This window comes from Lacihabitans soyangensis (genome assembly GCF_024343775.1).
In the GTDB taxonomy this organism is placed as follows: Bacteria; Bacteroidota; Bacteroidia; order Cytophagales; family Spirosomataceae; genus Leadbetterella; species Leadbetterella soyangensis.
In genome coordinates this window covers 98093-124957 of the sequence record NZ_RJUF01000181.1, presented here as the reverse complement: position 1 = coordinate 124957, position 26865 = coordinate 98093, and the positions used below count along the sequence as shown (strand labels likewise).

Below are 26865 nucleotides of genomic sequence, written 5' to 3'. Positions count from 1 at the left end.
AATAAAATGAAGAAAATAATCATACTATTAGTCGCTGTTTTTATCAGCTTTTCATGCTCTGATAGCTTTTTCGACTTAAAGCCGCAGGGTAGAGCATCTTTGGCTCAACTTTCTACAAAAAATGGCGTAAATGCCTTGTTAATAGGAGCGTACTCGCTTCTGGATGGCGTAGGTGCGGGTAATACTGGTCGTCAATCAACCATTTCGAACTATGTATTTGGTGGAATAAGCTCTGACGATGCCGTAAAAGGTACCGATGCGGGTGACCAACCTGAGCTGTCTTTTATTGAGCAATACAACTGGTTGGCAGATAATACCTATTTCCTAGGAAAATGGTGGCATTCATACGATGGAGTTGCTCGTGCAAACGAGGTGATACAAATCGTTGGAAGCCCAGATGTTAAAGATATGACCGAGGCTGAAAAAGCCCAAGTGGTAGCTGAGGCACGTTTCTTAAGAGGCCATTACCATTTTGAGGCTAAAAAAATGTGGGGCAAAGTGCCTTATATTGATGACAAGATTTACAAAGCGTCAGACCCTAATTCTACAAAAATTCCTAATACAGAGGATATTTGGTCAAAAATAGAGGCTGATTTTGAGTTTGCGGCAAATACGCTCCCTGCGGTTCAGTCACAAAAAGGAAGAGCAACCAAATGGGCAGCAAAGGCTTATTTAGCAAAAGCCAAAATATTCCAGAAAAAATGGGGCGATGCAAAAGCTCTATTGGAAGATGTTTACAAGAACTCGGGAAAGAAATTGGTAGCCAACTATCATGACAATTACAGAACCGTTACCAACAATAACTCGGAGTCTATTTTTGAAGTGCAGTTTTCTGTAAATGATGGTACTACGGGCAATAACGGTAACGCTGGAGATAACCTTAACTGGCCTTACTCTTCTACTGCTCCAGGTCGTGGATGTTGTGGTTTTTACCAACCTTCTCATAACTTGGTGAATGCTTTTAAAACTTCTGAGGATGGGCTTCCATTGATTGGAAATGCGGCAGACGGTACAGAAGATACCTATAACAAAGTAGATTTGCCAAATGACCAAGGTATCAGTGCCGGAACGGCCTTTACATTAGATAAGAGTGTTCCAGTAGATCCAAGACTAGACTGGACAGTAGGTAGACGAGGTGTAAATTTCCTTGATTGGGGCCCAATGCCTGGTTCTACATGGATCAGAGATCAAGTATATGCAGGACCATTTACAGGTAAAAAATGGATGTACTACTTGGCAGAAGAGAATAGCACCACGCACTCAACGAGCAAAAGAAATGTGAACAATAACTATAGACTATTGAAAATGTCGCATGTAATTCTTTGGTTGGCTGAGTGTGAAATTGAATTAGGAAACTTAGCAGCCGCCGAAGGTTATGTTAACATGATTAGAGAAAGAGCTCAAAAAGGTTCAGTTCAAGACCCGACTGTAAATTATGTTGTTAAACCTTATCCAGCCGGAACTTTCGCTACAAAAGGTGCTGATTTTGCAAGAAACGCCACGCGTATGGAGCAAAGATTGGAGTTTGCAATGGAAGGTCACAGATTCTTTGACTTGGTTCGTTGGGGTATTGCCGAAAAAGTATTGAACAAATACGCCGCCGAAGAAGCTGCACCTGGAAAAGAGCCTTCAGGAAGAGTATTTAACAAAAGAGGTTATATGGCAGGTAAAACTTTTACTAGTAAAAATAATTACTTCCCGCTTCCCCAAGATGAGATATTGAACAGTCAAAAAGATGGAAAACCAACATTGGTTCAAAATACTGGTTATTAATATTTTATAACGTAAATGGAAAGCCCGAATATTTTGTTCGGGCTTTTTTTGTTTTCATACTTTCATACCAAATAAATTTTAAGCAGAATTTCTAGGCCAAAATTCCATTCATAAATATTTGTTAGAAATGCGAGAAACCAAGTATACTTTTGAGCCACTAAACTTATAAACAAATGATTATTATTATTGTAGGTATTGTATTGTTATTGACGGCCTATAATCTGAAAAAAGTGAATAGCCCACTTTCAGAGCGAGCCGGTATGATTCGGGTTATTGGTATTGTGGTGATTATTTTTGGTATTCTCTCGAAATGTGTAGTGCAAGTCGATGCGGGTAAAGTTGGGGTTCAGTCTATTTTTGGAAATGTAAAAAAAGAGACGCTTAATAGCGGTTTGAACTTTGTGAATCCATTGGCCGATATAAAAGAATTGGATTTGAAAACCCAAAACTATACCATGTCAGGGGTTCATGATGAAGGTTCTAAAGCTGGGGACGATGCCATTAAAGTTTTGTCGGCCGATGGACTGGAAGTGACTATTGACCTCACGGTTTTGTTTAGAATTGTATCGGCTAAAGCTCCAGATATTTACAAACAAATCGGATTGAACTATGTAGATGTCATCGTACGGCCATTATCTCGAACCCGAATCAGAGATATCTCTGCTAATTATGACGCCATTGCATTGTATTCGACTAAAAGAGACGAGTTTCAAACCCGCATTTTTAATTCTATCGAAAAGGATTTTAAAGACAGAGGTTTGGTTTTAGAACAACTTTTGGTAAGAAATATAGCCTTGCCAGAATCGGTGAAGAAAACCATTGAATCGAAAATCAATGCGGAGCAAGATGCCCAAAAGATGCAGTTTGTCCTACAAAAAGAAAAGCAAGAAGCTGAAAGAAAGAGGGTTGAAGCCCAGGGTATAGCTGATTACCAAAGGATTATTACCTCAACTTTGACTGACAAACAATTGCAATATGAGCAAATAAAAGCCCAAAAAGATCTTGCTGCATCGCCAAACACTAAAATTGTAATCATGGGAAATAGTAAGGGTTCACAGGTTTTATTAAATGCAAATTAAAAAGCCCCAATTTCTCAATTGATACAACAAAATCTCCATGAAATGATTACTTGGAGATTTTTTTATAATAATCTGATTATGAATTCAATAATTTTACTAATTTCATCAATCGAAATAGGTTTAATTTAAAATCGGAATCAAATGAAGAATTTTTCTATTACCGTGTTTTTGATTGTTTTCGTGAGTTTTCAATCTCTTTGTCAAAACGAATACATGGCCTATTTCATGGATAAATTTTCTATTCAAGCTTCAAATAGTAAAATTGAAATTAGGGGCTTGGATACCGTGTTGGTTTCAGAATACACTAACCCCAATGTAAAACTTCAGACCAGAAATGATATTGGTAAAGTATATAAAGGAACACCATTTTTCAATAATTCATGGTTTAATGGCACAATTATGATGGAGGGTGGCGGAGTTTCGAAAGGCTACATGGCATTTAATTTAATAAATAATTCATTATTTTTTTCTGTTGGTGCGGACAAAGAGGCTATTGAAATAAAACCACTTCAATTTACAATCAATGGTAATACTTTTAGAAAATACAGAAACCAATATGTGGCGGCAGGAGATTTATACTACCAAAAGCTGTTGGATGGAGAAACTGAACTTTTTAAAAATATCAAATGCAAATATATTCCAGCTGTTGAGGGTGAAAAAAATGGCTATGAGCAAACAGGTGATGGTTTTGAAGGATATTTTGTAAAAGAAACGACTTATTACATCAACTATCACGACAAAATGCAACGTGTGGGCAAGAAATTCAAGATTTTTGATGAAAACGAAAAAAAGGCTAAAGCATTTGCCGATAAATATGATTTAAGTTTACAAAATCCATCAGATTTAATAAGAATTGTTAAACATATCAATGGATTAGATTCTAACTTGTAATATCGCTCCTAAGCAAAGGTGAAAGACAAAAAAAACTCCTGAGTAGTCAGGAGTTTTTTTGAATACATTGCCTAAGTGATTTTATATCAATACATTTCCATCCATTTCTTTAGGGATATCAATGCCCATAATACTCAAAATGGTAGGTGCTACGTCTCCAAGTTTTCCGCTTTTAGGTTGGCCTTTATAAGCATCATCTACTACAATAAATGGCACGAGATTCAATGAATGGGCCGTGTTCACAGATTTGTCATCATTTAGCATATAATCTGCATTGCCATGGTCTGCTATCACCAAGGTGGTGTATCCATTGGCTGTTCCAGCTTCCACCACTTGTTTTAAGCAGGCGTCTACGGTTTCCACTGCTTTTACTACGGCCGAAAATACACCCGTGTGACCCACCATGTCGGGATTTGCAAAATTCAAACATACAAAATCTACTTCACCTTTTTCTAATTCAGGAACCAAATTAGCCGCCAAATCTTTTGCAGACATCTCAGGTTTTAAATCATACGTAGCCACATCTTTAGGTGATGGCGACAAAAGTCGAGTTTCACCTACAAATGGCTCCTCCCTTCCGCCAGAGAAAAAGAAGGTTACGTGTGGGTATTTTTCAGTTTCGGCAGAACGTATCTGTTTCTTTCCGGCTTTTTCCAAAACTTCTCCAAGCGTATTGTTCAAATTGTCTTTGTCATATATCACCTTTACGTTTTTGTAAGTCTCGTCGTAATTGGTCATGGTGATATAGTACAAATCCAAAGCGTGCATGTTTTGCTCATGAAAGTCCTTCTGGGTTAATGCCTCCGTAATTTCACGACCTCGGTCTGTTCTGAAGTTAAAGCACATTACCACGTCTCCAGCTTCGATGTTTCCAACGGGTTGGCCATTTTCAACCACCACAATTGGTTTCAAAAACTCATCCGTTATGTCTGCATCATAAGATTTTTGGATACTTTCTGATATTTCCTCTTTACTAACCTTTAGTTCGCCTATTCCATTCACCATGGCATCATAGGCAAGTTTTACCCTGTCCCAACGTTTGTCACGGTCCATCGCAAAATACCTACCAGTCAATGAGGCTATTTTGCCACCTGTTTGGTCTAAAGTATTTTGCAAATCTGCTATAAATGCTTTCCCAGATTTCGGATCACAATCGCGACCATCCATGAAAGCATGTACAAATACATCCTTAACTCCAGCTTCAGCGGCTATTTTGCATAGGCCTTTTACGTGCTCAATGTGCGAGTGCACACCACCATCTGAGCATAGTCCTATAAAGTGTACTTTTTTATTATTGGTTTTGGCATAAGCCAAAGCATCTACCATTACAGGTTCTTTGGCGATTTTTCCTTCCTCTACTGCTACGTTGATTTTTTCAAGTTCTTGATACACCACTCTACCTGCTCCTAAATTGGTATGACCCACTTCAGAGTTGCCCATTTGTCCATTTGGCAAACCTACTGCTCTACCGCATGCCTCAAGGGTGCTATTAGGATAAGTAGCCATTAAATGTCTAAAAAACGGCACATTGGCTGCTTCTATGGCCGAACGCCACTCTTCTCCTGGTTTTGGTAAGCCCCAACCATCTAGTATCGCTAAAATTACTTTCTTGTTCAAAATATTAATGTTTTTGGTTAAAATCAATCGCAAAATTAAGGATTTTTTGGATGAATGGAGGAAGTATTGACCTTATTATATTTTTTCAAATTACCTTTTTACTCAGAACTATTGCCAATTACATTTTCTAAAAGCATATTTAATAAAATATTTTATTATTTTCGTGGAGTTAAAGGAGGTTCTGGCAATAATTAACCCAATACTGACCTTAAATGCTGAAAAAAATCATCGTATTTTCTTTACCCATTCTTTTCTTTTCGTTTGTACTGAAAGATAAATCTATCGTAAAACCAAATGTAATTTTGGTTTACATGGACGATATGGGATTTGGTGATATTGCAAGGAACGGAGCTCAAGGTTATCAAACGCCAAATTTTGATAAGCTGGCTCATGATGGAATCTATTTTTCTCAATTTTACTCCCCTCAGGCAGTTTGTACAGCCTCAAGAGCAGGTTTATTGACAGGTTGTTATCCCAATAGACTTGGTTTCAGTGGTGCTTTGGACCATACTGCCAAAATTGGCTTAAATACCGAAGAGGAAACTATTGCCGAATTGCTAAAAGCCGAAGGTTATTCGACCGCAGCCTTTGGGAAGTGGCATCTAGGACATTTGCCTGATTTTTTGCCTACCAAACATGGCTTTGACGAGTTTTATGGCATTCCTTATTCTCATGATATGTGGCCCAATCATCCAGTGACAAAGAATTATTACCCAGAACTGCCTCTGATTGAAGGAGAAAAGACTATTCAAACCAACCCGGACCAAACCCAATTCACAACTAATTTTACAGAAAAAACAATTGATTTCATAAAAAGAAAAAAAGACAAACCTTTCTTTGTTTATTTGGCTCATCCTATGCCGCATGTACCCTTGGCGGTTTCCGATAAATTCAAGGGGAAATCTAAGCAAGGTCTTTATGGGGACGTAATGATGGAATTGGATTGGAGCATCGGCCAAATTCGGGAAACATTGAAAAAACTCAAGTTAGATGAAAATACCTTGCTCATTGTAACCAGTGACAACGGCCCTTGGCTGAACTATGGCAATCATGCAGGCAGTGCTGGAGGGCTTAGAGAAGGCAAAGGGACGAGTTTTGATGGAGGGCAACGAGTGCCCTGCATGATGGCTTGGAAGGGCAAAATTCCAACTGGTTTGGTGGCAAATAATTTGTCTGCGGCATTGGATATTTTACCGACGATTGTAGAAGCCACAGGTGCTAAAATGCCCAAAAGACGAATTGATGGAGTTAGTGTATTAGATGTTTTAAAAGGAAATACTGGAGCCAATCCAAGGACTTCATTTTTATATTATTATAGAAAAAATAATTTAGAGGCCGTAAGAGATGAAAACTGGAAGTTGGTGTTTCCTCATCCTGGAAGAACATATGAAGGTTTTTCAGCTGGAAAAGATGGAATGCCCGGCGGTGTAAACGAGAACTTTACTTTTGAGGGTGGCTTATATGATTTAAGACGAGACCCAGGCGAACGTTATAATGTGATGAATGACCATCCAGAGGTTGTACAAAGATTGATGCAAATAGCCGATGAAGCTCGGCAAGATATAGGTGATGATTTGACAAAATCAGAAGGAAAAAATAGAAGAACTATCGGAAAAATAAAAGAATAATTTCATGACAAACAGAAGAGGATTTTTAGCAAAAGGCTTGTTTTCTTTGCCTTTTTTATCATTAACGAATGCTTTTGGGCAAACCAAAGCTGTGAAAAAGCCCATCGTGATTTCGACTTGGGATAGTGGAATTCCAGTAAATGAAGCCGCCATGGAAATCCTGAAAAACCCAACGGGAAGAGCCTTGGATGCGGTTGAAAAAGGAGCAAACAACATTGAAGATGCCATCAATTGCTGCGTTGGTTTGGGGGGAAATCCCGACCGTGAGGGTAAAGTAACCCTTGATGCTTGCATAATGGATGAAAAAATGAATTGCGGCGGTGTAGCATTTATGGAAAACATCAAACATCCAATCTCTGTAGCCAGAAAAGTGATGGAAGATACCCCACATGTGCTTTTGGTTGGTGATGGTGCCAGACAATTTGCGATAGAAAAAGGCTTTAAAGTGGAAGAGGACAAACTTTCAACAGATGCTGAGAATGCCTATAAAAATTGGCTTCAAAAGTCTGAATATAAGCCGGTAAAAAATATTGAATTAGAGCAAAACAAGGCCATGCAAAAAGGCAAAGGCCCTTTTGCTCCGCAAATGTTAGAAAACGGTGAATTTAACCATGACACCATGGCTTTGTTGGCTTTGGACCATTCTGGAAACCTTTCGGGTGCTTGTACAACTTCAGGAATGGGCTTTAAAATGCGTGGCAGGGTAGGAGACTCGCCGATTATTGGGGCTGGGCTTTATGTAGACAACGAAGTGGGTGCTTGTACGGGTTCTGGTCAAGGTGAAGAGGTGATCCGAATTGCGGGTGCTGCCATGGTAGTAGAATTTATGCGTCAAGGCAAATCACCAGAGGCGGCATGCAAAATGGCTGTTGAAAGATTGGTAAAGATTAATCCGAAAAAAGCCAAGGACTTTCAAGTTGGGCTGATAGCACTAAACAAAAATGGAGAATATGGAGCTTATGCTGTAAATCCCGGTTTTGTGTTTACGGTAACCACCGCTCCTGGAAATGGAAAAATAATAAAGGCAAAAAGCCATTTTTCTTAAAAAAACAAATCCCTCATTTTCAATTATTTGAAAATGAGGGATTTAATATTGTTCTGGTTTTCTCTTAGACAGCTATATCTCTTTCTTTAGGAATTAACATTAATCCCCAAATGGCTAATATTAAAGCCATTACCACAGTTCCCCAAGCAATAGCAGTCTCTACACCGCCCAGAATTGCCATGGAATGAATAATAATCAAGAAAATATTGGAGAATGTACCCAGAACCACCAAAGCGTGCCTTGCGACGGACGGCCCTGAATTTCTAGCGAGCCAAAAAGCAATTCCCAAGGCTAAAAGTAGTGAGCCGTATCCTTTGGCTACAATTTTTGATCCTTCATTTATCCATTCAGGATTTGTTAGGTATTCTTTCCCAAGGAAATCTGGAAAAAAGAAAAGAGCGATGCCAAACACAAGACAATTGATTACCTCGAGTGTAAAGAAGTTTTTAGTATTCATAAATTTTAGGGTTTGTTTATGAATCCAAATTAATCAATTATTGGAATATTTACTTCAGTCTTTTTATTAATTGGCATATTTTTTTTCAAAAGACTCCTGATTTTAAGGCAATTGTGGTAATAATCCTTAAAATCTAACTTCGTTGTTTTAGTGGTGAATACATCATGTTAAATTCATACCGTATTTAATTTTGTAACAATCGGAACTGTGAAAATCACTTGTGTACCAATTATGATAAAAATTACTCCGGCACTAACTAATTCTGCGGCCTGGTAAGGATGCCTTAAACCAATCATAAGTATTGAACTGAGAAAAAAAACAAAGCCCATGGCGAGTCTTAGTACCAATTGAAATACGCTGATTTTAGCTTCTAAGTTAAATAACCAAAAACAAAATATAATCTCCGAAAAACCATAAAAGATGAAGAATAAAGCGGTAACGTCTGAGAATTCAGAAACAGTTTTTGGGTAGAAAAACAGAAAAATTCCATAAAAAAGTAAACCGACCCCATGAAGTGTATGGTAACGGCTTTGGACTTTATTGCCTGAAGTTTTTAAAGCAACAATTCCTGCAATTATTGCACTTGAAATTATTATTAACGAAACAATAAGAGCGTGGGTTGTGATGTTCGAATCTGATTTTATTAACAAAGAAACACCCGCCAAAATAATCAGAAATCCATAGACACTAATTGATTGATATTTAAACATACAGTTGCTTTGTTTAAGTTTTGTATCAAATCAAAGGTCGTACTTGGTTGGTTAAAATTGTTTCAGAATTAAGTTTAAGAATTACAAAATTCTCACATTTGGTGATTCAGTTTGGTTTTGAAGTGGCAAGTTGTTTTAGTTTCGTTTTGAAATTTTCAGAAGTAAATGACTCACTTCTAATGATTTACACTTTTCTATTCCGCCCCATAAATCAATGTACTGCAATTATCGTTTCTTAAAACTTCAGTGGCCTGTTTGTGCATCATTTCGGCAGTGACAGCTTCAATTTTGTCTTTGTCTTGATTACAATAATTTACATTACCCGCATTGGCTGCAATTGCTATATTCATGACTCTGTTTAGCAGCTCCACCTCTCCAAATGCCGCAGTGGCGAGTGCTTGGTGCTTTACTTTATCGAGCTCAATATCAGTAATGTTAGCGTTTTTAATGTTCTCAAGTTCTTCATTGAGAGCATCCTCTGCCGTTTTTAAGTCTATTCCTTGGTTTAGATTACCGCTGACCACAAACATACCGGGGTCTAGAGAACCTGTACTGTAAGCTGAGATATTGTTAAAAAGTTTGGCTTCTTTTACCAGTTTTTGATGCAATCGAGCGGATTTTCCTCTTCCAAGTACATCGCTCAACAGATCTACCGCATGATAATCATCGTGGTATCTACCTGGTACATGGAAGGTCTTGTAAATGGCATTCAAAGGTACTTTAGCCGTAGTTTCAAGTCTTCTTGGTTCAGTTTGAACTGGTTCCTTCGATAAATTTCTTGGATATAATGCAGCCGCTGGAATGTCTCCAAACCATTTCTTAGCCAATTTTTCTATTTGACCAACTGTCACCTTTCCACCAACAACTAAAGTAGCATTGTTTGGTAAATAGTGCGAGTAAAAAAACGATTTAACATCGTCCATGGTGGCGTTTTCAATGTGACTGATTTCCTTGCCAATCGTTGCCCATTTATAAGGATGAACTTGATAAGCCAAAGGCCTTAGTTTTAGCCAAACATCACCATAAGGCTGATTTAAGTAGCGTTGTTTGAATTCTTCAATTACCACACTTCGCTGAACTTCGAGTACTTTAGGGTCAAATGATAAGCTCAACATCCGGTCGGATTCCAACCAAAATGCCGTTTCCAAATTTTCAACCGGTAAAGTGATATAATAATTGGTAATATCGGGCGAAGTGAAAGCGTTGTTTTCGCCACCCACTCTCTGGAGTGGTTCGTCGTAAGAAGGTATATTTTTAGAACCGCCAAACATTAAATGCTCAAACAGGTGTGCAAAGCCAGTTTTGTTAGGGTTTTCGTCTCTCGAACCTACATTGTAACAAATATTAAAAGCGGCAATTGGACTGGTAGGGTCTTCGTGAACGTAAACTTTTAGGCCGTTGTTGAGTTCGAAATGTTGGAATTGAATCATCAAATACTTTAATTTGGTGTAAATTTATGGCTAATTTTACGATAAAAAAATAAAAAGAATCTACTTCGGGGCATTTCGTTAAGGGTCAAAAAGGAACTTTGCGACATAGCGTCTTAGCGGTTTAATCAAAGAATATATGAAATTCAGAATAGGGCACGGCTACGATGTGCATCAGTTGGCGGAAGGATATGAATTGAGTTTGGGAGGTATCAAAATACCTCATACGGTGGGTTCAATGGGGCATTCGGATGCTGACGTATTGCTTCACGCCATTTGTGATGCTTTGTTGGGTGCTTTGTCTCTAGGAGATATCGGAAAGCATTTTAAAAATACTGATCCGCAATGGAGAGGAATGGATAGCAAAGTTTTTCTTTCCAAAGTCACCGAAATGATTGGGGAAAAGGGCTATAAAGTTGGAAATATAGACAGTACCTTGATTTTGGAAGAACCCAAAATAGGAAAATACATACCTGAAATGAAAGTCGCCATTGCAAAGTGCTGCAATATCGAGCCAGATGATGTTTCTATAAAAGCCACCACTTCCGAAACCATGGGTTTTGTTGGTAAAAAAGAAGGCCTCGAAGCCCACGCCGTTTGTTTGCTTTTTAAAGACTGATTTTAGAAATATCAGTCTATTAATTCAGCAGTAAAACCAATTCTTTTGAGCTTATTCACCACTTCAGCCGCTGAAGTATCAGGATTGGAAATGTCCAAAATCTTTGAAGGATTTTCGGTGTCAACTTTCCATGCTTCTGCACCTACAAGCGTATCAAGTGTGTTTTTTACCTTAGCTACGCAGTTTTGGCAATTGATATTTGATTTGAATTTCATTTTGTTTGTCTGTTTTTTTTAACACATAGGCACTTAGGGAGCATAGGTTCATATTTAAAGCGGGTGTAGGTATTCATAAAATATTACACCAAAAGATTAAAGTTTTTCTATGTGTTTTATGTGCCTATGTGTTTATTTTCTTAATTTTTAATCTTAAACTATTGGCCACCACACTAATCGAGCTCATGGCCATGGCGGCACTGGCGTACATGGGTTGCATCAGAAATCCTGTACTTGGAAATAACAATCCAGCGGCCACTGGAATGGCAAGAATATTATAGAAAAACGCCCAAAACAAGTTTTGATTGATGGTGGCTGTTGTATTCTTCGACAAAGTTATGGCCTTTTTGACTCTCGACAAATCATTGCCTAGAATTGTGATATCAGCAACTTCTTTCGCCACATCTGCACCGTCGCTCATGGCTATTGACACATCTGCTTGCGTAAAAGCAAGTGTATCGTTTATACCATCGCCTACCATAGCAATTACCCTTTTTTGAGTCTTTAGAGAGTTGATATAATCTGCTTTGTGTTCTGGTAAAACTTCCCCTTTGTAATCAGAAATGCCTAGCTTTTGGGCCATATTTTTTACCGCTAAAGCATTATCACCAGAAAGTAAATGAACTTTAATTCCTTGATTCGTGATTTCACTTAAATGCTTTTCGATTTCAGGTTTAAGTTCATCTCCAATTTCTATAATTCCCAAAAGTTCTTTTTCTGTCGCAAAATATACCAATGAATTTTCAGAATCTTCAAAATCGTTTTTCGGAATCTCAATCTCATTTTGCAAAATAAACTGCTTATTACCAGCTAAATAATGTTGCCCTTCGAATATTCCCTTTATTCCCTTTCCAGGAATATTTTCAAAATTCTGAATATTTATAAATTCTTTTTGAGGCAAAAAATCAACAATAGCATGAGCCAAAGGGTGGCTCGAATTAGCTTCTAATGCAGCTAAAATAGATTTTTTTGATTCGTCTTTCCAAAATGCTTTTATCACTTTGGGTTTACCCGTGGTAATTGTTCCCGTTTTATCGAGAACCAAGTCCGTTATTCTACCGGTTTTTTCGAGAGATTCGGCGTTTTTAATCAAGATTCCATTCTGGGCACCTTTGCCAATGCCTACCATCAGAGCCGTAGGTGTAGCCAAACCCATGGCACATGGACAGGCCACAACCAATACGGTTATGAAGCTCAATAGAGCCATGTTGGCGTTATTAAACACAAAATACCAAACCAAAAAGCTTAGTGCAGCAGCAGATATGACAACAGGTACAAAAATGCTAGAAATTTTGTCCACCTTTTTTTGAATAGGTGCTTTTGACGAAAGAGCGTCCTCGACTTTAGTAATAATGGATGCCAAATAGGTTTCGGAATGCACTTTCGTCACTTCAAAATCAAGAACTCCTTCAACGTTTATGGTGCCAGCAAAAACCATATCTCCCAAGCTTTTGCTTTTCGGAATTGGTTCTCCAGTTATCATGCTTTCGTTGACACTTGAAGTTCCGACCACTACTTTTCCATCCAAAGGTATTTTTTGACCGGGCAAAACCCTTACCAAGTCACCGTGATTTACTTCATCTATCAGCTTTTCCACAATTTGCTGACCGACCAAAACTTTTACATTTTTCTCATCCAATTTCATCAGTTTCTTTATGGAGTCGGAAGCTCGGTTTTTTGCTGAATCCTCAAGATATTTACCTAAAAGCACAAAAAATATAACAATTCCAGCCGATTCGAAGTAGATTTGAGCGTGGTGATGTTGATGAAGAAGATGTGGAAAGACTAAATTTACTACACTAAAAACATACGCCACTCCCGTGCTGAGAGCCACCAAAGTATCCATGTTGGTTTCCAACCTTTTGGCTTTGTTCCAAGCATTTATAAAAAAATGTCTCCCAAAATAAAATACTAGAGGTGTACATAAGGCCCACATAACATATTGGCCTAAAGACCAATCCATCAGAAACATACCAATTATAAACAATGGAACTGCAAAAAATCCCGCAAGGATCAAATCCCTTTTCTGAGTTCTGAATCTTTGTTGATTGGCACTTTCAAAATTGTCATCCAATACCAAATCAAAACCAATTTCTTTTAGGCTACTTTTGAAAACTTCTGGATTGGTAAGTTGAGGTAGATATTCGACGGTTACAGAGTGGTTGGCGTAGTTTGCAGATGAACCGTAAACCCCATCAACGTATTTAAGGACTGTTTCGGCACTGTTTGCACAGGAGGCACAACTATAACCCAGCACTTTAAAACTCTTTTTTTTAGTTTCTAAATCTACTTCGTTGATTTTTAGAACTTTAACGGCCTCGGGTAAATAATCGCTCAGCTCGTCGGTCTCAATGATTAATGATTTTCGCTGGAGTTGATGAGGAAAAGGTATTTGCCTATCTAAAGTTTCGAGAAGATTTTCTTTGATGTCTGTCGAAAAGAATATTTCGTGCTTTGTCATATTTCAAAGCCCGTAAGGACTTTATTCACAGTTGATTAAACCCTTGGTTATAAGATAAGGAAGTAGAACATACAAGGTCAATCCTTTTATCAAAAAAAAGATAAAACCAGCCCATCCGAGCTTTTTTAAATATGCTACTATTTTCTCTCTTTTTACCATTATATAGTTTCAACAAAATTGTCCGTCAGAAAGTTGACTTTTTCACTTTTCTTTTTCTAAACTCGTTCACCAACATTTTGTTCAGTTGTCTTGAAACAATGGCCGAGCCAGCCCCCAAAATCGCTCCAGCCAATACATCAGAAGGATAATGCACGCCCAAATGTAAACGAGAATAACCCACTCCGGTAGCATAAAGTGCCGCAGGGGCGATTACGTACCATTTGGGGTAGCTTAAAGACAGCGAAGTTGCTGCTGAAAAAGCCACCGAAGTACTTCCAGATGGAAATGAACTGTCGTTTTCTATTTTGTAGTTTTGTAAAAGAGGGTATTTGACGTAAGGACGATTTCTATCAATAGTTTTTTTGAGAACATAACCAACGCCATAAGCACCAACCACTGCCACTGCTGCATTTAAACCTTCCTTTTTGAGGGAGGCATCATCTTGTATAAAACCTACCGCCAACAAAGCAGCAGGTGTACCGATTGCAACAAAATCGGAGGTATTGGTTAAGAAATTCATTCCAGCATCTGCACTTTTGTACCTGTTTAAATTGATTTGTTTCAAAATGTTTATATCGACATTTTGTCCAAAAACTTGGGAACAAAAAAGAATGCATATGAATGTTAGATTTAACCTCATCAATTTAGGAATCCTTCTTTTTTCATAGAATCTATGAGTTGAGCCTTTAGCCCATCAGTAGCTTTAACTAAGGGTAATCGCACTCTACCATCACAAATTCCTCTAATTTCACAAACCATTTTTATACCCACGGGATTAGATTCTACATAAAGCAGTGTATCAAAATCCAGAAAACGCTCTTGAATTTTAGAAGCTTTTTTGAAATCACCGTCCAAGGCAGAATGCACCATTTCAGCAAATTCTTTCGGAAAACCGTTGGCTATTACTGAAATAACACCTCTATATCCCAAACTTATTTGTGGAGTAACTAGATTGTCATCGCCAGAAACCAACAAAAAGTCAGCAGGAAGTTTTTTGGATAACTCAAGGGCTATTTCCATGCTACATGATGCATCTTTCAAGCCAATAATGTTAGGATGCTGCGAAAGCTCCATGACGGTGCTTACTTGCATAGAAGTCACTGTTCTTCCAGGAACGTTATATAGTATTATTGGTAGTGGTGAAGCGTCGGCAATAGCAGTAAAATGGGCAATAATGCCTGCTTGAGAAGGTTTTACATAGTAAGGACAAACTGAAAGAATGGCATCTACACCAGACAAATCTGTGGTTTTTAGCTTATTGATAACCTCAGCAGTATTGTTAGAGCCTATACCATAAACTATTGGCAAATGCTTAGAGTTGTTCTTTTTTACAAAATCAAGAATGGCATGTTTTTCCTCATTGGTCGTGGTAGCTGACTCCCCAGTGGTGCCATTTACTACCAAATAATCCGTGCCATTTTCTGCATTGAAATCAATAAGTTTTTTTAATCCAGCGAAATCTATAGTATTGTCTTCGTTAAATGGGGTTATCAAAGCCACCCCAACTCCTTTCAGGCGATGTTCCATCTATTATATTTTTTTGCAAAAGTAAGTATTTTTTTAAAACGAAGGGGAAGAATCTGAAACAGCATCCATCAAAACGCAATAAATAGGAATTTCGGAAAATTATATTGAAATTAGATTTTGCAAAACTGTGCGAACTACATAATCATGTAATTGACAATTAACTTTTAAAACTCGAATTTTGACCCATAAATAAAACCAAAAATGACCATAAAAATTAACAAAAATGTCTGTGGTAGAATTGCCATCTCAGTATTTTTAATTACACTCGTAGCAAATTTTGAAGCGTTAGCACAAAAAGTTAAGCCTCAGAGGGAGGTGGCCAGCCCTGTAAAAAATAATGTTGCACTTTCGGTTTATGACGATTACGTAGCGAAACAAATCAAGGCGGATTCAGAGGTGATCGATTTGAATTCTAGTATAAATAATGGTTTGGATAATGGAGAAGATATAGAAAGAAGTGTTTTGGATAGAACAACCTATGAAGCTACCTTTAGAATTTCAAAAGATAAACTCACCAAATTTCTGTACGATCCTAGTTTTACTGGAGAAAAAGCAATATCGGGTCTGATGATAGAATTTGGATCTGAAAAAACGGATTTGAATATATTTAGAGTAGGAGAATTGGTTCCAACGGTTGGATACAAGAGCATTGAAAAAACTTTCATGGTTCTAAAAAGTACTGACAAAGCACAATTTGGAAGGATTAGTCCATTTGCTTCGAAAAATTTAAAAGATATTGTACCATTTGCCAAGTCAACAGGTGTTAGGGGTTATTTCATTGGCCGAAATGTTTTATATCGTAAATTGGTTTCAGAATCAGGATTTGTCAAAAATGACATAGCTTCTTTGGAAATTGAAGTTCGGTTTACAAGGGACATGAACAAAGTACTGATATTGAAAGCAATAAAAAGCAACAAATCGGTTGAACTTCTCGGAATGGCCTTGCATGAAGCAGTTTTTCAGCCTGTAAATAGACCACTAACCAAAATGGGTGGTTCTCGTCCGTGTCCAACTTACTGTAGACAATAATAATGAGCGACTGGCTATATCAAATATCTTCGTATGCCGAGTTTTTGCCAATTTTGATTGCACTTTTTCATTTGAAATTCCTTGAAAAAGGCTTAAAATGGTACTTGGGTGGAATGATTATGGCCAGCATATATGGCCTAATTTCCATTAAATTGGGAGAAAAAGGTATAAATAATCATTTCATGATTTATATCAATGCCGCTACCAATTTTATTTTCAGAGCCTTCTTTTTTACCTGTATTTTTACTTCTGTTTGGAATAAAAGATTGGTTGTATATGCTCTAATTATATATTTGTCAGGCATTTGTGTAGACATTGCTGTTCACGGAATTTACATGAACCAATACCTTTTTGGAGTTTCTGATTTGTTGATGACGGTTTTTCTGATACTTGCTTTGAGCCAAATTCTTAAAGATGAAAAGGTAGAATCCTTGCGAAATTATCCGCTTTTTTGGATTGTTTTAGGTACGCTCATTTATGTAATATTTGACTTTTTGTTGGCTGTAGCGAATGGTTGGCTTTATGCCGTCAACCGCCAATTTTTCTTTATACTTTGGGATTACATCACGCCAGTTTTTGGATTCATTAAAATTGCTTTACTGTGTGTCGGGTTTTGGAAAACCAAAAAATACCATACAAGTTTGGTGGTTTAGACCTATTTGTATAATTTACTTTACACTTAGTCAAAACTTGATGAAATCCCGAATTCTTATTTGTGTCTTCATGTCCATTACGAGTTGTTACGGACAATCAACTATCCATTTTACCAAATTTCAGATATTTGATGATAGCTCGTTTTTTGATTGCAATAAGCCTATTGTTTTAGATTACAAACCCCAACATATTGGTATTAGCTTTTTGGATTCTTCAGAAAAGACTTTGCCTAATTTCGAAATAAAACTGGAAGGTTCTGACAATATCGCTTGGATTCCGATTGGCTCACAAGGTTTTATGAGTTACTCCAACTTATACGGAGGGAAGTATGTTTTTACAGTAAAGAATAAAAATAATAATGCTGAAAAGTCTCTTGAGTTTACTATAAAGGCCGCCTTTTGGCAAAAATGGTGGTTTATTCCATCCATCATGCTCTATATTTTCACGGTAATTGGTTTGGTATTTTATTTGTTTTTTCTGTATCGTTTTCGACAAAAAATGAAAACTTTAAAAGTACAAGACAAAATAGCCAGAGACTTGCACGATGATGTTGGATCTACACTTAGCAGCATAGCAATCTTAACACAGGCTGCCAAAAACAACCTTGAAAAAGCTCCTGAAAAGACGAAAAAGCTTTTGGTGCAAATTTCTGAAAATGCACAAGAAACATTAGACAATATGAGTGATATTGTTTGGACCAATAAAACGTTGAATGACAATTTTGAGCAGTTAACGGTGAGAATGAATGAGTTTCTTGGTAAAGTTTTAGAGCCAAAAGATATTGATTATCAACTCACAACAAGCCAGAAACTGGGAAATTTGGAGTGGACTTCTCAGAAATACTACGATTTTTACATGATTTTTAAGGAAGCCATCAATAATGCAGCTAAATATTCAAAAGCTCGCTACGTAACAGTCAGAATAACTAACGAAGAGCGTAATCTAGTATTAGAAATTATTGACGATGGTGTTGGTTTTGATACCTCATTAAAAGGAAATGGTAACGGAATTTTGAACATGACTAAAAGAGCTACTCTTATAAATGCGAAAATAGATATCATTTCCGTCAAAAATCAAGGAACATCCGTTGTGTTGGTTATTCCATTGTAACATCATCGTGTAATATATCAATTGAAAAATAATCTGTAAAATTGCAAAAAAAACAACGCCATGCCCATCAAAGTAATGTTATTCGAAGACAACGAGAAATTACGCTCGGGCTTGTCGTTTCTGCTTGAAAGTACTCCTGAAATAGTGCTTTTAGGTGCCTATGAAAACTGCCAAGACGTTGATTTTCATGTAAAAACTCTCCAACCTGATGTTATTCTGATGGATATTGACATGCCCATTGCCAATGGATTTATGGGTATTCAAGCCGTACGTAAGCTTTCCAAAGACATTCAGATTGTGATGCTAACCGTATTTGACAGCAAAGAGCATATTTTTGAGGCCTTGCAATTAGGTGCTAATGGCTATCTTTTAAAATCAACCCCTCCAGGCCAAATAGTTGATGCCATACTGAACGTACATCAGGGCGGTGTGCCCATGACGGCTTCAATTGCCCGAAAAGTATTGGAGTTTATGTCTGTAAAAAATACTCAAACTCATGATTATCAACTCACTAAAAGAGAAAAAGAGGTTTTGGAGAATTTGGTAAAAGGCCTCAGTTACAAAATGATAGCAAGTCAGATTGGCACTGGTATCGATACCGTAAGGGCACATATAAAGCATATTTACGAAAAACTCCATGTACATTCTCAAACCGAGGCTGTTGCCAAAGCTATCTTGGAAAAAATTATTTGATTCAAAATATTCTCGCATTTTATTCAAGAACTCATTTTTCTTTCAAAGGAAATGTGAGTTTTTTTTTGTTTCTGCAAGTTGTTTATTTATAGGCTATTACATCATCATGTAATTGACGGGCGTGTTTTTTTGGCGGAAATTTGAGACATAATTATTTATCAAAAAATGCTGTCAAACATGAAAACAACATTAATACTGTTTCTAGGTATATTTATTTTTAGCTGGGCTAATGCACAAGTTTTGAGTCCAACAAATAAATCTGTTCTGAAGGCAGGAGTAGCTACTAAAGCAATCGGTCAGGAAACTATCAAACTAGAAGACATCGATGAATGGCTTTGCCCGAGCAGATTGGAACGTGGCGACAAAGAATTTGGTGGCAACGGACCAAAAGTGAAGTCCGAAGTTAAGTTAAGATTGGCCAACAATGGAACCGAAATATGGGCAGAAATTACTTTTTCGGCAGTGGAAACTGTCCAAGACTTCAGCACAACTTCAGGGAAATGGTCAAAAAAAGTGTTTGATGTGCCATATGGCAAAAAAATCACAGCCATAAATTCTGATATGGCCTCAAGAACCCAATTTATTAGTCCAGCTGCAGGATTTCAGTTTTTGTTACCAGGTCAAGACGTTGCCAATGCATTCCATACTTTTCTGGACGGCGTAGATATCGAAAAAAAGATATTTGAGATGCACGGCATCAAAAGAGAAGACAGAGCAGCTTTGAAGACCTTAATAAATACAGCCATTAATCATGGAAATACCGTTATAAAAGTTCCTGCTACGGAAGGAACACTTGTGAAATTTTTCCATGTAGTAGGCGACACTGGTGGCGATGATATCAGTAATGATGATAATTGTAACGACGACACCCGAATTGTGAAAATTGAGTTTTTTCCGGTAACAGTAACATATCAAATCAAATAATATTAAATATTAAGTATCATGAAAAAAATTATTTATTCTATCATTTTTCTTTCATTTTCTGCATCTGTTTTTGCCCAACAAGGTAATGAAGCAACATATACCGTATCCCCAAATACAAACGTAGAATCTCTATCTGAATCTAAAATTTCTACACAAAGGGGATTAGGAGCAAAAAGTGTAGCTGTTACAAATTTTTCTGCTTTTCATGAAATTGCAGGTCCTGAAAATTATATTTCAAAAGTACATTTACTATTAAAGGAAACCGGTGGTAATTATCCAAGAATTAGAATGATAAGTCAAACTTCCACTCCTTCTAATGACAGATTTTGGGATATTAGAGGCGATGTATTTGGCGGTTCAACTACTGATGACTTCATGCAATTTAATTATGGAAATGTGACTTATCCATCAATGTCTTTAAACCCCAATGCGAAAGTAGGAATAGGTATTTCAACTGAAACAAAAAATCTTCATGTGCATGAAAATAATACCGCCACGATAGCCAGTGTAAAATTAACAACAGCGTCTACTGGTGATTTGGATACCGACGGCTTGGAATTACAAATATTAGGAAATAATGATTTGCTTCATCCGAATGCTGCCAGAATAATCAACAAAGAAAATACTCAACTTTTTCTGGGAGCAAACAACGTCCCTACAATGAATATCACACCAACCGGAAATGTTGGCATTAATAGCTTATTTGGAGGTGCTCCAACCGCCAGGTTTCAGATATTCCATGATACAGAAGGCGGTTTTGTAAAACCTCATATTAATCTAATAACTGCCGTGGATGCCAACAATGGAATGATAAAAATGACCAACATAGCGGGAAGTAGATATTTTGGACAATACTTTAATTTGAACAGCGGCACTGCCGCCAATAACTTTCTTTCTTTTGATTATAACGGATCCACACCCATTCTTGATCTGAAAGGTAACGGAAATGTTGAAATAGCAGGTTTTACTAAAATGGGTAGTGAGCCATCAGCACCAAAAATTAAAATGAAAACCATAACGAGTACCACGGGAGCTACCGAAGGTAGCGATTCGAGCTTTCCTCATGGTTTAACTGCCTCTAAAATTATCGATTACTCTGTTTTGGTGGAAGTTGCAGGTGGGGGCGTTTGGGTTAAAAGTGGTCATACCCATTTTACAGAGCGACAATTTGACACAGAAATTAACACAGTCAACATCAGAGTTTATAATAATCCAACCAATAGTGGCAATATACTAAGTAGACCAATAAAAGTAGTAGTTACTTATACTGAATAAATCAAATGTCATGGAAACCATAAAATACATCGAAAACTGTCCACAGGTACATGTGGGCAGTCGCAAATACCTCGCACCAAGTGACATTTTACATCTGGAGGCAGACTTGAACTATACCAATATTCTTTTGTCAGATGGCAAAAAAATACTAAGTTCTACTACGCTCAAAATCATTGAAAATCGCCTTTTGCCTTTTAAGAATTTTGTGAGAATCAATCGCCAAAGTGTGGTGAATATAGATTTGGTGGAAAAGATAGAAGATCAAACGCTTTTTTTGCCAGGAGATAAGAAAGTCGTTTTCTCAAGAAGAATGGAGAAAGCTTGGAGGAATAGTGGAATGAATTGAAGTTTTATTGAAATCTAGTTCTTTGACAATTTGGGTAAATATAGTAGATCAAATGAGGTTGTTTCTCCAAACATAATCGATGAGTTCGGCAGAAGTCTTAGTGTTGGTCTTTTTTCTGAGATTTCGCTTGTGGTTTTCAACGGTATGATACGACAAATAGAGTTTTTCTGAAATAGCCGGTGAATTAAGACCTTTGGCCATTAAGTTTACTATTTCCTGCTCTCTTTTTGTGATATTTGGTAAATCCGCCACTACGAGCTCTTTTAGATCTTCAGCAATATGAAAGTACTGATTTTGATTGTTCACCTTATCCGTAAGGGTCATCAAAGTCGGTCTTTTCAGAAACTCAAGGTGTGAGAGGTCAGTGACGAGTATAAAACCAACAGTGGTGCGGTCTTTTTCGTTGATATACAGGCGGGGCATTTGAATTAACACCCACCGATATTCAGCCTTGGCGTTCAACATTCTGGCATATATATTTAGTCTCACCGAGGATTGACGCTCCAAGGGTAATAGTTCTATTTTTTCAACAGCTAGTTTAAATGCCGACAGAACAAAAAAACGGTCATCGGGGTGAATATTTTCAGCAAAAAAGAATGTATTTCCCTTCGTCCAAGCTTCATGTTGATAGGGTGTAAGCTCGTTTATATTTTGACTAGCTGCCGTAATCATAAGTGTAGAGTTATCACCAATGAACCAAAAATAGGGTCCAATTGCGTAATTAGATGCTTCTTCAATTTGGTTTTGGAAATAAGACACAAAATCGCCAATCATTATTTCATTTTCATTTTTGGCAATTTCTATAAACTCATGAACAGACAATGGACTGAGTACATTCATACTGAAATTATTAGCAAGATTTAAACAACCATTTTACGCACCCAATTGAACTCATTTTAAAGGTTAAAGTTATAAAACCACCAAATATAGGAAAAAATGACAGATATCTGTCATTTCCAAGCTGAAGCATAAATACGAACTTTGGTGATTGATTGAATGTAAACCTCTAGCCATTAAATATCCTCAAATTTAAAGATAAGTAATACCCAAATTGTAGGATTTCTAACCATTCAATTAAATAAAAACTTTGTGTTTAATTTTCTATCTTCCAAAAAATCATGAAAAATTTCGTCAAAATTCTATTTTTCAGCCTTTTCGCTATCACTACCTACGCACAACAAGCTACTGAGATTGACTCCAAAAGTTTGAAACTGCCTAGGTATGCAAATTTGGCTGCAATAACAAATATTACCACCGGCATAGCCACACCGACACAAGGCATGATGGTTTATAATATTGAGACTGCTTCTAATTGGTTTTATAATGGATCCAGCTGGACCAATTATGCCGGTAGTCTAACACTACCGTTTTCTCAAAACTTTAACGGCTCCTCTGATATTTTTTATATCGGAAATACAGGAGCCTCAGGCAGTGTAGCTGCCTTTGAATCTGGCATAGCCTCAAACCAAGACCCAGTAATAAGAGGCAACAATTGGGGAAGTGGTCCAACCATCTCCTCACAGAGCAGTGGTTTGGGTAGTTCAGGGCTTTTTTATATTCAGAACACAAGCAATAATGCAGCAGCATTATCAGCCCAAACCAACGGAAACGGTGATGCCATTGAATCAATAAATGGTGGAAAAGGGAAAGCAGGATTTTTTAGTATTCCCGTAAGTTCAAACGGACAAACCTCCCTGGAGAGTGAGACTTATGGTGCGGGAGTCGCTTTAAAGTCCACAACTTATGGTGATGGTAGTGCTGGTCTTTTTACAATATCAAATAATTCGAGTGGAGCAGAAGCATTGAATGCAACAACCAACGGTTTGGGAAGGGCTGGGAATTTTTCGATTCTTAATAGTTCAAATACAAGCAATGCTGTTTTCGCAAGATCAAACGGATCGGGAGTGAGTTTAAAAAGTGAAAACGTAGGTACAGGTGCAGCAGGTGAATTCACTATTCCCATTATTGGAAATAGCAGTGCCGCATTGGTAGTTAATAACTTTGGAACGGGCTTTGGTGGTGTATTTGGAGTCTATAATGCTAATAGCAATAGTAGCACCATTCATTCAACGACCAATGGAGTTGGTTCGGCGGGCTATTTTCAAACTACCAAATCTACAAATACTACCCCCAGTTTGAGGTCTTATTCAAATAATCAGGGTGCGGCTATTTTAGGTCAAAATACGGGTGTTGGAACTGCTGCCAGCTTTGTTATCAACAATCCATCTAGCAGTTCGGACGCAGTTGGTGTTCAAACCAACGGCACAGGTAGAGGTTTAACCATAGTGAATAACTCAATTTCATCTTCAGCGTTACTTGCCGTCAATCTAACAAATTTAGGAACTGCCCTGGAAGTCACGGGCGGCATAAAGGTAGCCGGTACAAACAGAGCAGCTTTTAAGATTGTAACCATATCTACTTACATTTCAGGTAATTCATTCGGTATCGTAAATACTACCATGGCTAATCGTTCTACTGATATCTTAATAGTAACTTATGAATATACTGGTGGTTCTTATCTTAACAAACAATTCGCAACTTATTGGAATGGAAGTAACTGGGAAATTCATCTCACTGACAATTCAGCCATGCCTGTAGGCATCACTTTCAATATTTTAGTTATCAAGCAGTAACTCATACGCCATTAAACAATAATCACCCATGAAAAAACTAACAACACTCACGCTGATCCTATTTCTCTCGGTCTTTGGCATAAGATGCAAAAAATCAGGAAGCGACATAATTCCCGAGGAAAAAAGTATCACAATCGGCCAAAACCGCCTTTTTGAACCCGACCAAGGAACGGTTTCTAATGTGGTTAAACAAGCCAATACCGCCGAAGTGCCTTTGGAAACCATGACGAAAAGCTTTGAAAGTTTCGACAAAGCCACGGGGCAAATGACCTTTAAAAGTGATGCCAACGAACTGAAATTGCTAAAGAACGGCTCTGTGGTTTTGTTTACAGGACATTCACTCAAAAAAATTAGCAGTGTAACTGAGTCAGGTGGTAAAATAATAGTAAAGACTACAGCCGCCAAGTTTGTGGATTATTACAAATCGGCCAAGATAGACTACAAAACAGCATTTCAGTGGAATAGTTCGGTGCTAAATTCCTCAATTATAGATATCAACAACGAAAAAGGAGCCAGAGTTAAACACATTGAAGGTAAACAAGAGTGGACTTATAAAGGCGAAATAAGAGGCTGGGAAGTAGAATTAGCCCTTGCACCAGAATCTTCGGGTGATAACCGAAAACTTGGACTGAATCTGAAAGCCAAAAAAGGAAATTTGGGAGCCATAGAATTCAAAGGTTTTATTTCAAACTTCAATATAGAAAGCCAAATAAATGTTGAAAATAGCCGCTTGAACACCTATTCTGAATCTCATAATGATATCAATGGCGAAATTGAGGCGAAATATGCTTTCTTGTCCATGTCAAATGCCGATGCGGCTTTCGAAATCCCTATAAATTTTATGCGAGTGATGGTGGTTCACGGAGTTATTCCGGTGACTTACCGCATCAAGTGTGTGCTCAAGGTCTATCCTGAAATTTCGGCCAATAGCACATGTCAGGCAAACCTTAAACTGGCTTATTCAGGTACAAATGGTTTCTCTTATGAAAACAACAGTCTGACTCCAAGGGCCACTATGGCCAATTTTAATCCTTCGATAATTGGTGAAACGGGTTCTGCATCTACTGGAATTGTTGGCGTGGGTGTTGGCTTAGAATTTCCAAGATTCGAAATCGGGATTTTTGACACTGTAGTAGTTCCGTATTTCCTGACAAATACCAGTGTAGTTAGTTATTTTGAAAGTGGCTTGCCTTTTATGCCTGGGCCGTGCAATAGCACCAGAATAACCTTAAAAGCTGAAACTGGCTATAATTTCAGTTTCTTGGGACTTACGACCTCAGGCTCTTTGAAACTTTTTGAAAAAAGTCAAGAATACAAAACTCCTGGCTCCAAATGTCCTGCAGCAAATATTCCTTTTTTAGAAAATACGCTGGCCTTAAAGAATTACTAGGTTTTAATAAATCAAAAAAACGCAAGGGTGGAAGAACTGCCTTTGCGTTTTTTTTCTGTCAAATACAATTTAAGAATTTAATAAAGTAGGCCCTAGGATTTTAAAGTATAGTTCATATATACTTTTTCCACCTAAAATAAACCCACAAACCCACGGCCAAAACAAACATGCCTATTAAAGTATAGAAGTACCCGTTTGGTTCTTTGAGCTCGGGCATTTGCTCGAAGTTCATACCATAAATACCCACAATGAAGGTCAGTGGCATAAAAATGGCTGTAAAAACAGTCAAGGTTTTCATGACGGAGTTCATGCGATTGCTCAGCTGTGAATGATAATTGACCAAAAGATTCTCTATTTCGTCTTTAAAGGTTTCTATGGCCTCTAGGTTTTCGATGACGTGGTCCAAGACATCTTTCAAATACACTTTTGTTTCTGTATGGATGAGGCTGTTTTCGTCTCTAATCAACTGATTTATAATTTCTTTCAATGGAAAAAGAGCCTTCTTGAGGGCATTTATTTCTCTTTTAATATAGAACAATTGATTCTGATGTGCCGATTGTGCGTTAGACAGAATTTGTTCGCTTAGCTCCTCAAGTTTCTCTTCCGTTTCGTTCAAAACCACAAAATAGTTGTCAACCGCGATATCGATGAAAGAATAAAACAGATAGTCCAATTTGCTCCTTTTTGTTTTGCTGTTTTCTCTGTCCATTCTGAGCAGAATTGGCTTGAAAATATTGTGATGATCCAATTCCTGAAAACTAATGGCAAAATCCTCATCCAAAACTATAGAAACATGTTCGGTCTCAATCTCGGATGTTTCAAGATTTCGAAACGGAATTTTCAGGACCAAAAACAACTGATTGTTTTTTTCGTAATGATCAAGTTTGGCCTTTTGGGTAGTATTCAGAATATCCTCCATCATCAAAGGATGTAGCCCAAAAATCTTGCTAACTTTCTCTATATTTTCTTTGTTATGAATACCCTCAATGTCTATCCAGTGGTTCATCTTGGCATCCAAAACTCCCTTTATTTCCTCAATGGCTGGATTTTGGGTTATCAAAACACCCTCCACGTTATAGTCTACGATGGTAATCGAAGACTCACCCTCAATGGTTTTCCCAATGTATTTGGCCGTTCCAGCTGAAGAAAAAACCTCGTGTTTCGGTGTTTTGGGTCTGTTTTTTTGTTTTATTTTTCCCATAA

Annotated in this window: 25 protein-coding genes; 15 read left to right on the top strand and 10 right to left on the bottom strand. The window is 37.5% G+C overall.

Annotated features, from left to right (window positions below):
• Positions 1–6 precede the first annotated feature (6 nt).
• From EGI31_RS20345 to EGI31_RS20335, 3 genes are all read left to right on the top strand, one after another.
• Positions 7–1773, top strand: coding sequence for a RagB/SusD family nutrient uptake outer membrane protein (locus tag EGI31_RS20345; protein ID WP_255039001.1), 1767 nt, complete (start codon positions 7–9; stop codon positions 1771–1773).
• A gap of 173 nt (positions 1774–1946) precedes the next feature.
• A complete protein-coding gene (locus EGI31_RS20340; protein ID WP_255039000.1) occupies positions 1947–2852 on the top strand; it encodes an SPFH domain-containing protein in 906 nt (301 codons plus the stop codon).
• A gap of 141 nt (positions 2853–2993) precedes the next feature.
• Positions 2994–3743 carry a hypothetical protein gene (locus EGI31_RS20335; protein WP_255038999.1) on the top strand — a complete coding sequence of 250 codons (750 nt, stop codon included), beginning with the start codon at positions 2994–2996 and terminating at the stop codon, positions 3741–3743.
• A gap of 81 nt (positions 3744–3824) precedes the next feature.
• Here EGI31_RS20335 and gpmI read toward each other — a convergent pair whose 3' ends face one another.
• On the bottom strand, positions 3825–5360 hold the full coding sequence (gpmI, locus tag EGI31_RS20330; protein ID WP_255038998.1) for a 2,3-bisphosphoglycerate-independent phosphoglycerate mutase: 1536 nt from the start codon (positions 5358–5360) through the stop codon (positions 3825–3827).
• 212 nt (positions 5361–5572) lie between these two features.
• On the opposite strand from gpmI, the gene EGI31_RS20325 reads away from it, so the two are divergent.
• Together EGI31_RS20325 and EGI31_RS20320 are read left to right on the top strand one after the other, a co-directional pair.
• Complete coding sequence (locus EGI31_RS20325; RefSeq protein ID WP_255038997.1) at positions 5573–6988, top strand: sulfatase family protein; 1416 nt, start codon at positions 5573–5575, stop codon at positions 6986–6988.
• 4 nt (positions 6989–6992) lie between these two features.
• Entirely contained in the window at positions 6993–8033 is a 1041-nt protein-coding gene (locus EGI31_RS20320) for a glycosylasparaginase (RefSeq protein ID WP_255038996.1), read from the top strand.
• A 64-nt stretch (positions 8034–8097) separates the two neighbouring features.
• Here the strand turns inward: EGI31_RS20320 and EGI31_RS20315 are convergent, their stop codons facing one another.
• From EGI31_RS20315 to EGI31_RS20305, 3 genes are all read right to left on the bottom strand, one after another.
• Complete coding sequence (locus EGI31_RS20315; RefSeq protein ID WP_255038995.1) at positions 8098–8490, bottom strand: hypothetical protein; 393 nt, start codon at positions 8488–8490, stop codon at positions 8098–8100.
• A gap of 173 nt (positions 8491–8663) precedes the next feature.
• Positions 8664–9200 (bottom strand): hypothetical protein, encoded by a 537-nt coding sequence (locus EGI31_RS20310; RefSeq protein WP_255038994.1) that lies wholly within the window; start codon positions 9198–9200, stop codon positions 8664–8666.
• 194 nt (positions 9201–9394) lie between these two features.
• Complete coding sequence (locus EGI31_RS20305; RefSeq protein ID WP_255038993.1) at positions 9395–10630, bottom strand: M16 family metallopeptidase; 1236 nt, start codon at positions 10628–10630, stop codon at positions 9395–9397.
• 136 nt (positions 10631–10766) lie between these two features.
• On the opposite strand from EGI31_RS20305, the gene ispF reads away from it, so the two are divergent.
• Positions 10767–11246 (top strand): 2-C-methyl-D-erythritol 2,4-cyclodiphosphate synthase, encoded by a 480-nt coding sequence (gene ispF, locus EGI31_RS20300; protein WP_255038992.1) that lies wholly within the window; start codon positions 10767–10769, stop codon positions 11244–11246.
• 11 nt (positions 11247–11257) lie between these two features.
• On the opposite strand, the gene EGI31_RS20295 is transcribed toward ispF, so the two are convergent.
• From EGI31_RS20295 to dapA, 4 genes are all read right to left on the bottom strand, one after another.
• The gene (locus EGI31_RS20295) at positions 11258–11461 is read right to left on the bottom strand and encodes a heavy-metal-associated domain-containing protein (RefSeq protein WP_255038991.1); all 204 of its coding nucleotides are present in this window, start codon (positions 11459–11461) and stop codon (positions 11258–11260) included.
• Between the two features lie 124 nt (positions 11462–11585).
• Entirely contained in the window at positions 11586–13922 is a 2337-nt protein-coding gene (locus EGI31_RS20290; protein WP_255038990.1) for a heavy metal translocating P-type ATPase, read from the bottom strand.
• Between the two features lie 184 nt (positions 13923–14106).
• A complete protein-coding gene (locus EGI31_RS20285) occupies positions 14107–14646 on the bottom strand; it encodes a phosphatase PAP2 family protein (protein ID WP_255038989.1) in 540 nt (179 codons plus the stop codon).
• 74 nt (positions 14647–14720) lie between these two features.
• Positions 14721–15608, bottom strand: coding sequence for a 4-hydroxy-tetrahydrodipicolinate synthase (dapA, locus tag EGI31_RS20280; protein ID WP_255038988.1), 888 nt, complete (start codon positions 15606–15608; stop codon positions 14721–14723).
• A gap of 201 nt (positions 15609–15809) precedes the next feature.
• Here dapA and EGI31_RS20275 point away from each other — a divergent pair, with 201 nt between their 5' ends.
• From EGI31_RS20275 to EGI31_RS20245, 7 genes are all read left to right on the top strand, one after another.
• Positions 15810–16637 carry a hypothetical protein gene (locus tag EGI31_RS20275; RefSeq protein ID WP_255038987.1) on the top strand — a complete coding sequence of 276 codons (828 nt, stop codon included), beginning with the start codon at positions 15810–15812 and terminating at the stop codon, positions 16635–16637.
• A 2-nt stretch (positions 16638–16639) separates the two neighbouring features.
• Positions 16640–17290 carry a hypothetical protein gene (locus EGI31_RS20270; protein WP_255038986.1) on the top strand — a complete coding sequence of 217 codons (651 nt, stop codon included), beginning with the start codon at positions 16640–16642 and terminating at the stop codon, positions 17288–17290.
• Between the two features lie 70 nt (positions 17291–17360).
• On the top strand, positions 17361–18401 hold the full coding sequence (locus tag EGI31_RS20265) for an ATP-binding protein (RefSeq protein WP_255038985.1): 1041 nt from the start codon (positions 17361–17363) through the stop codon (positions 18399–18401).
• A 60-nt stretch (positions 18402–18461) separates the two neighbouring features.
• Positions 18462–19094 (top strand): response regulator, encoded by a 633-nt coding sequence (locus EGI31_RS20260; protein WP_255038984.1) that lies wholly within the window; start codon positions 18462–18464, stop codon positions 19092–19094.
• 177 nt (positions 19095–19271) lie between these two features.
• The gene (locus EGI31_RS20255; RefSeq protein WP_255038983.1) at positions 19272–20018 is read left to right on the top strand and encodes a hypothetical protein; all 747 of its coding nucleotides are present in this window, start codon (positions 19272–19274) and stop codon (positions 20016–20018) included.
• Between the two features lie 18 nt (positions 20019–20036).
• Positions 20037–21293, top strand: a complete 1257-nt coding sequence (locus EGI31_RS20250; protein WP_255038982.1) for a hypothetical protein — start codon at positions 20037–20039, stop codon at positions 21291–21293.
• Positions 21294–21303: 10 nt separating this feature from the next.
• Positions 21304–21639 (top strand): LytR/AlgR family response regulator transcription factor, encoded by a 336-nt coding sequence (locus EGI31_RS20245; RefSeq protein ID WP_255038981.1) that lies wholly within the window; start codon positions 21304–21306, stop codon positions 21637–21639.
• 48 nt (positions 21640–21687) lie between these two features.
• On the opposite strand, the gene EGI31_RS20240 is transcribed toward EGI31_RS20245, so the two are convergent.
• Entirely contained in the window at positions 21688–22479 is a 792-nt protein-coding gene (locus EGI31_RS20240) for a LuxR C-terminal-related transcriptional regulator (RefSeq protein WP_255038980.1), read from the bottom strand.
• 278 nt (positions 22480–22757) lie between these two features.
• On the opposite strand from EGI31_RS20240, the gene EGI31_RS20235 reads away from it, so the two are divergent.
• Both EGI31_RS20235 and EGI31_RS20230 read left to right on the top strand, forming a co-directional pair.
• The gene (locus EGI31_RS20235; RefSeq protein ID WP_255038979.1) at positions 22758–24272 is read left to right on the top strand and encodes a DUF7452 domain-containing protein; all 1515 of its coding nucleotides are present in this window, start codon (positions 22758–22760) and stop codon (positions 24270–24272) included.
• A 28-nt stretch (positions 24273–24300) separates the two neighbouring features.
• A complete protein-coding gene (locus tag EGI31_RS20230) occupies positions 24301–25662 on the top strand; it encodes a hypothetical protein (protein WP_255038978.1) in 1362 nt (453 codons plus the stop codon).
• Positions 25663–25774: 112 nt separating this feature from the next.
• Here EGI31_RS20230 and corA read toward each other — a convergent pair whose 3' ends face one another.
• Positions 25775–26863, bottom strand: a complete 1089-nt coding sequence (gene corA / locus EGI31_RS20225) for a magnesium/cobalt transporter CorA (protein WP_255038977.1) — start codon at positions 26861–26863, stop codon at positions 25775–25777.
• Positions 26864–26865 lie beyond the last annotated feature (2 nt).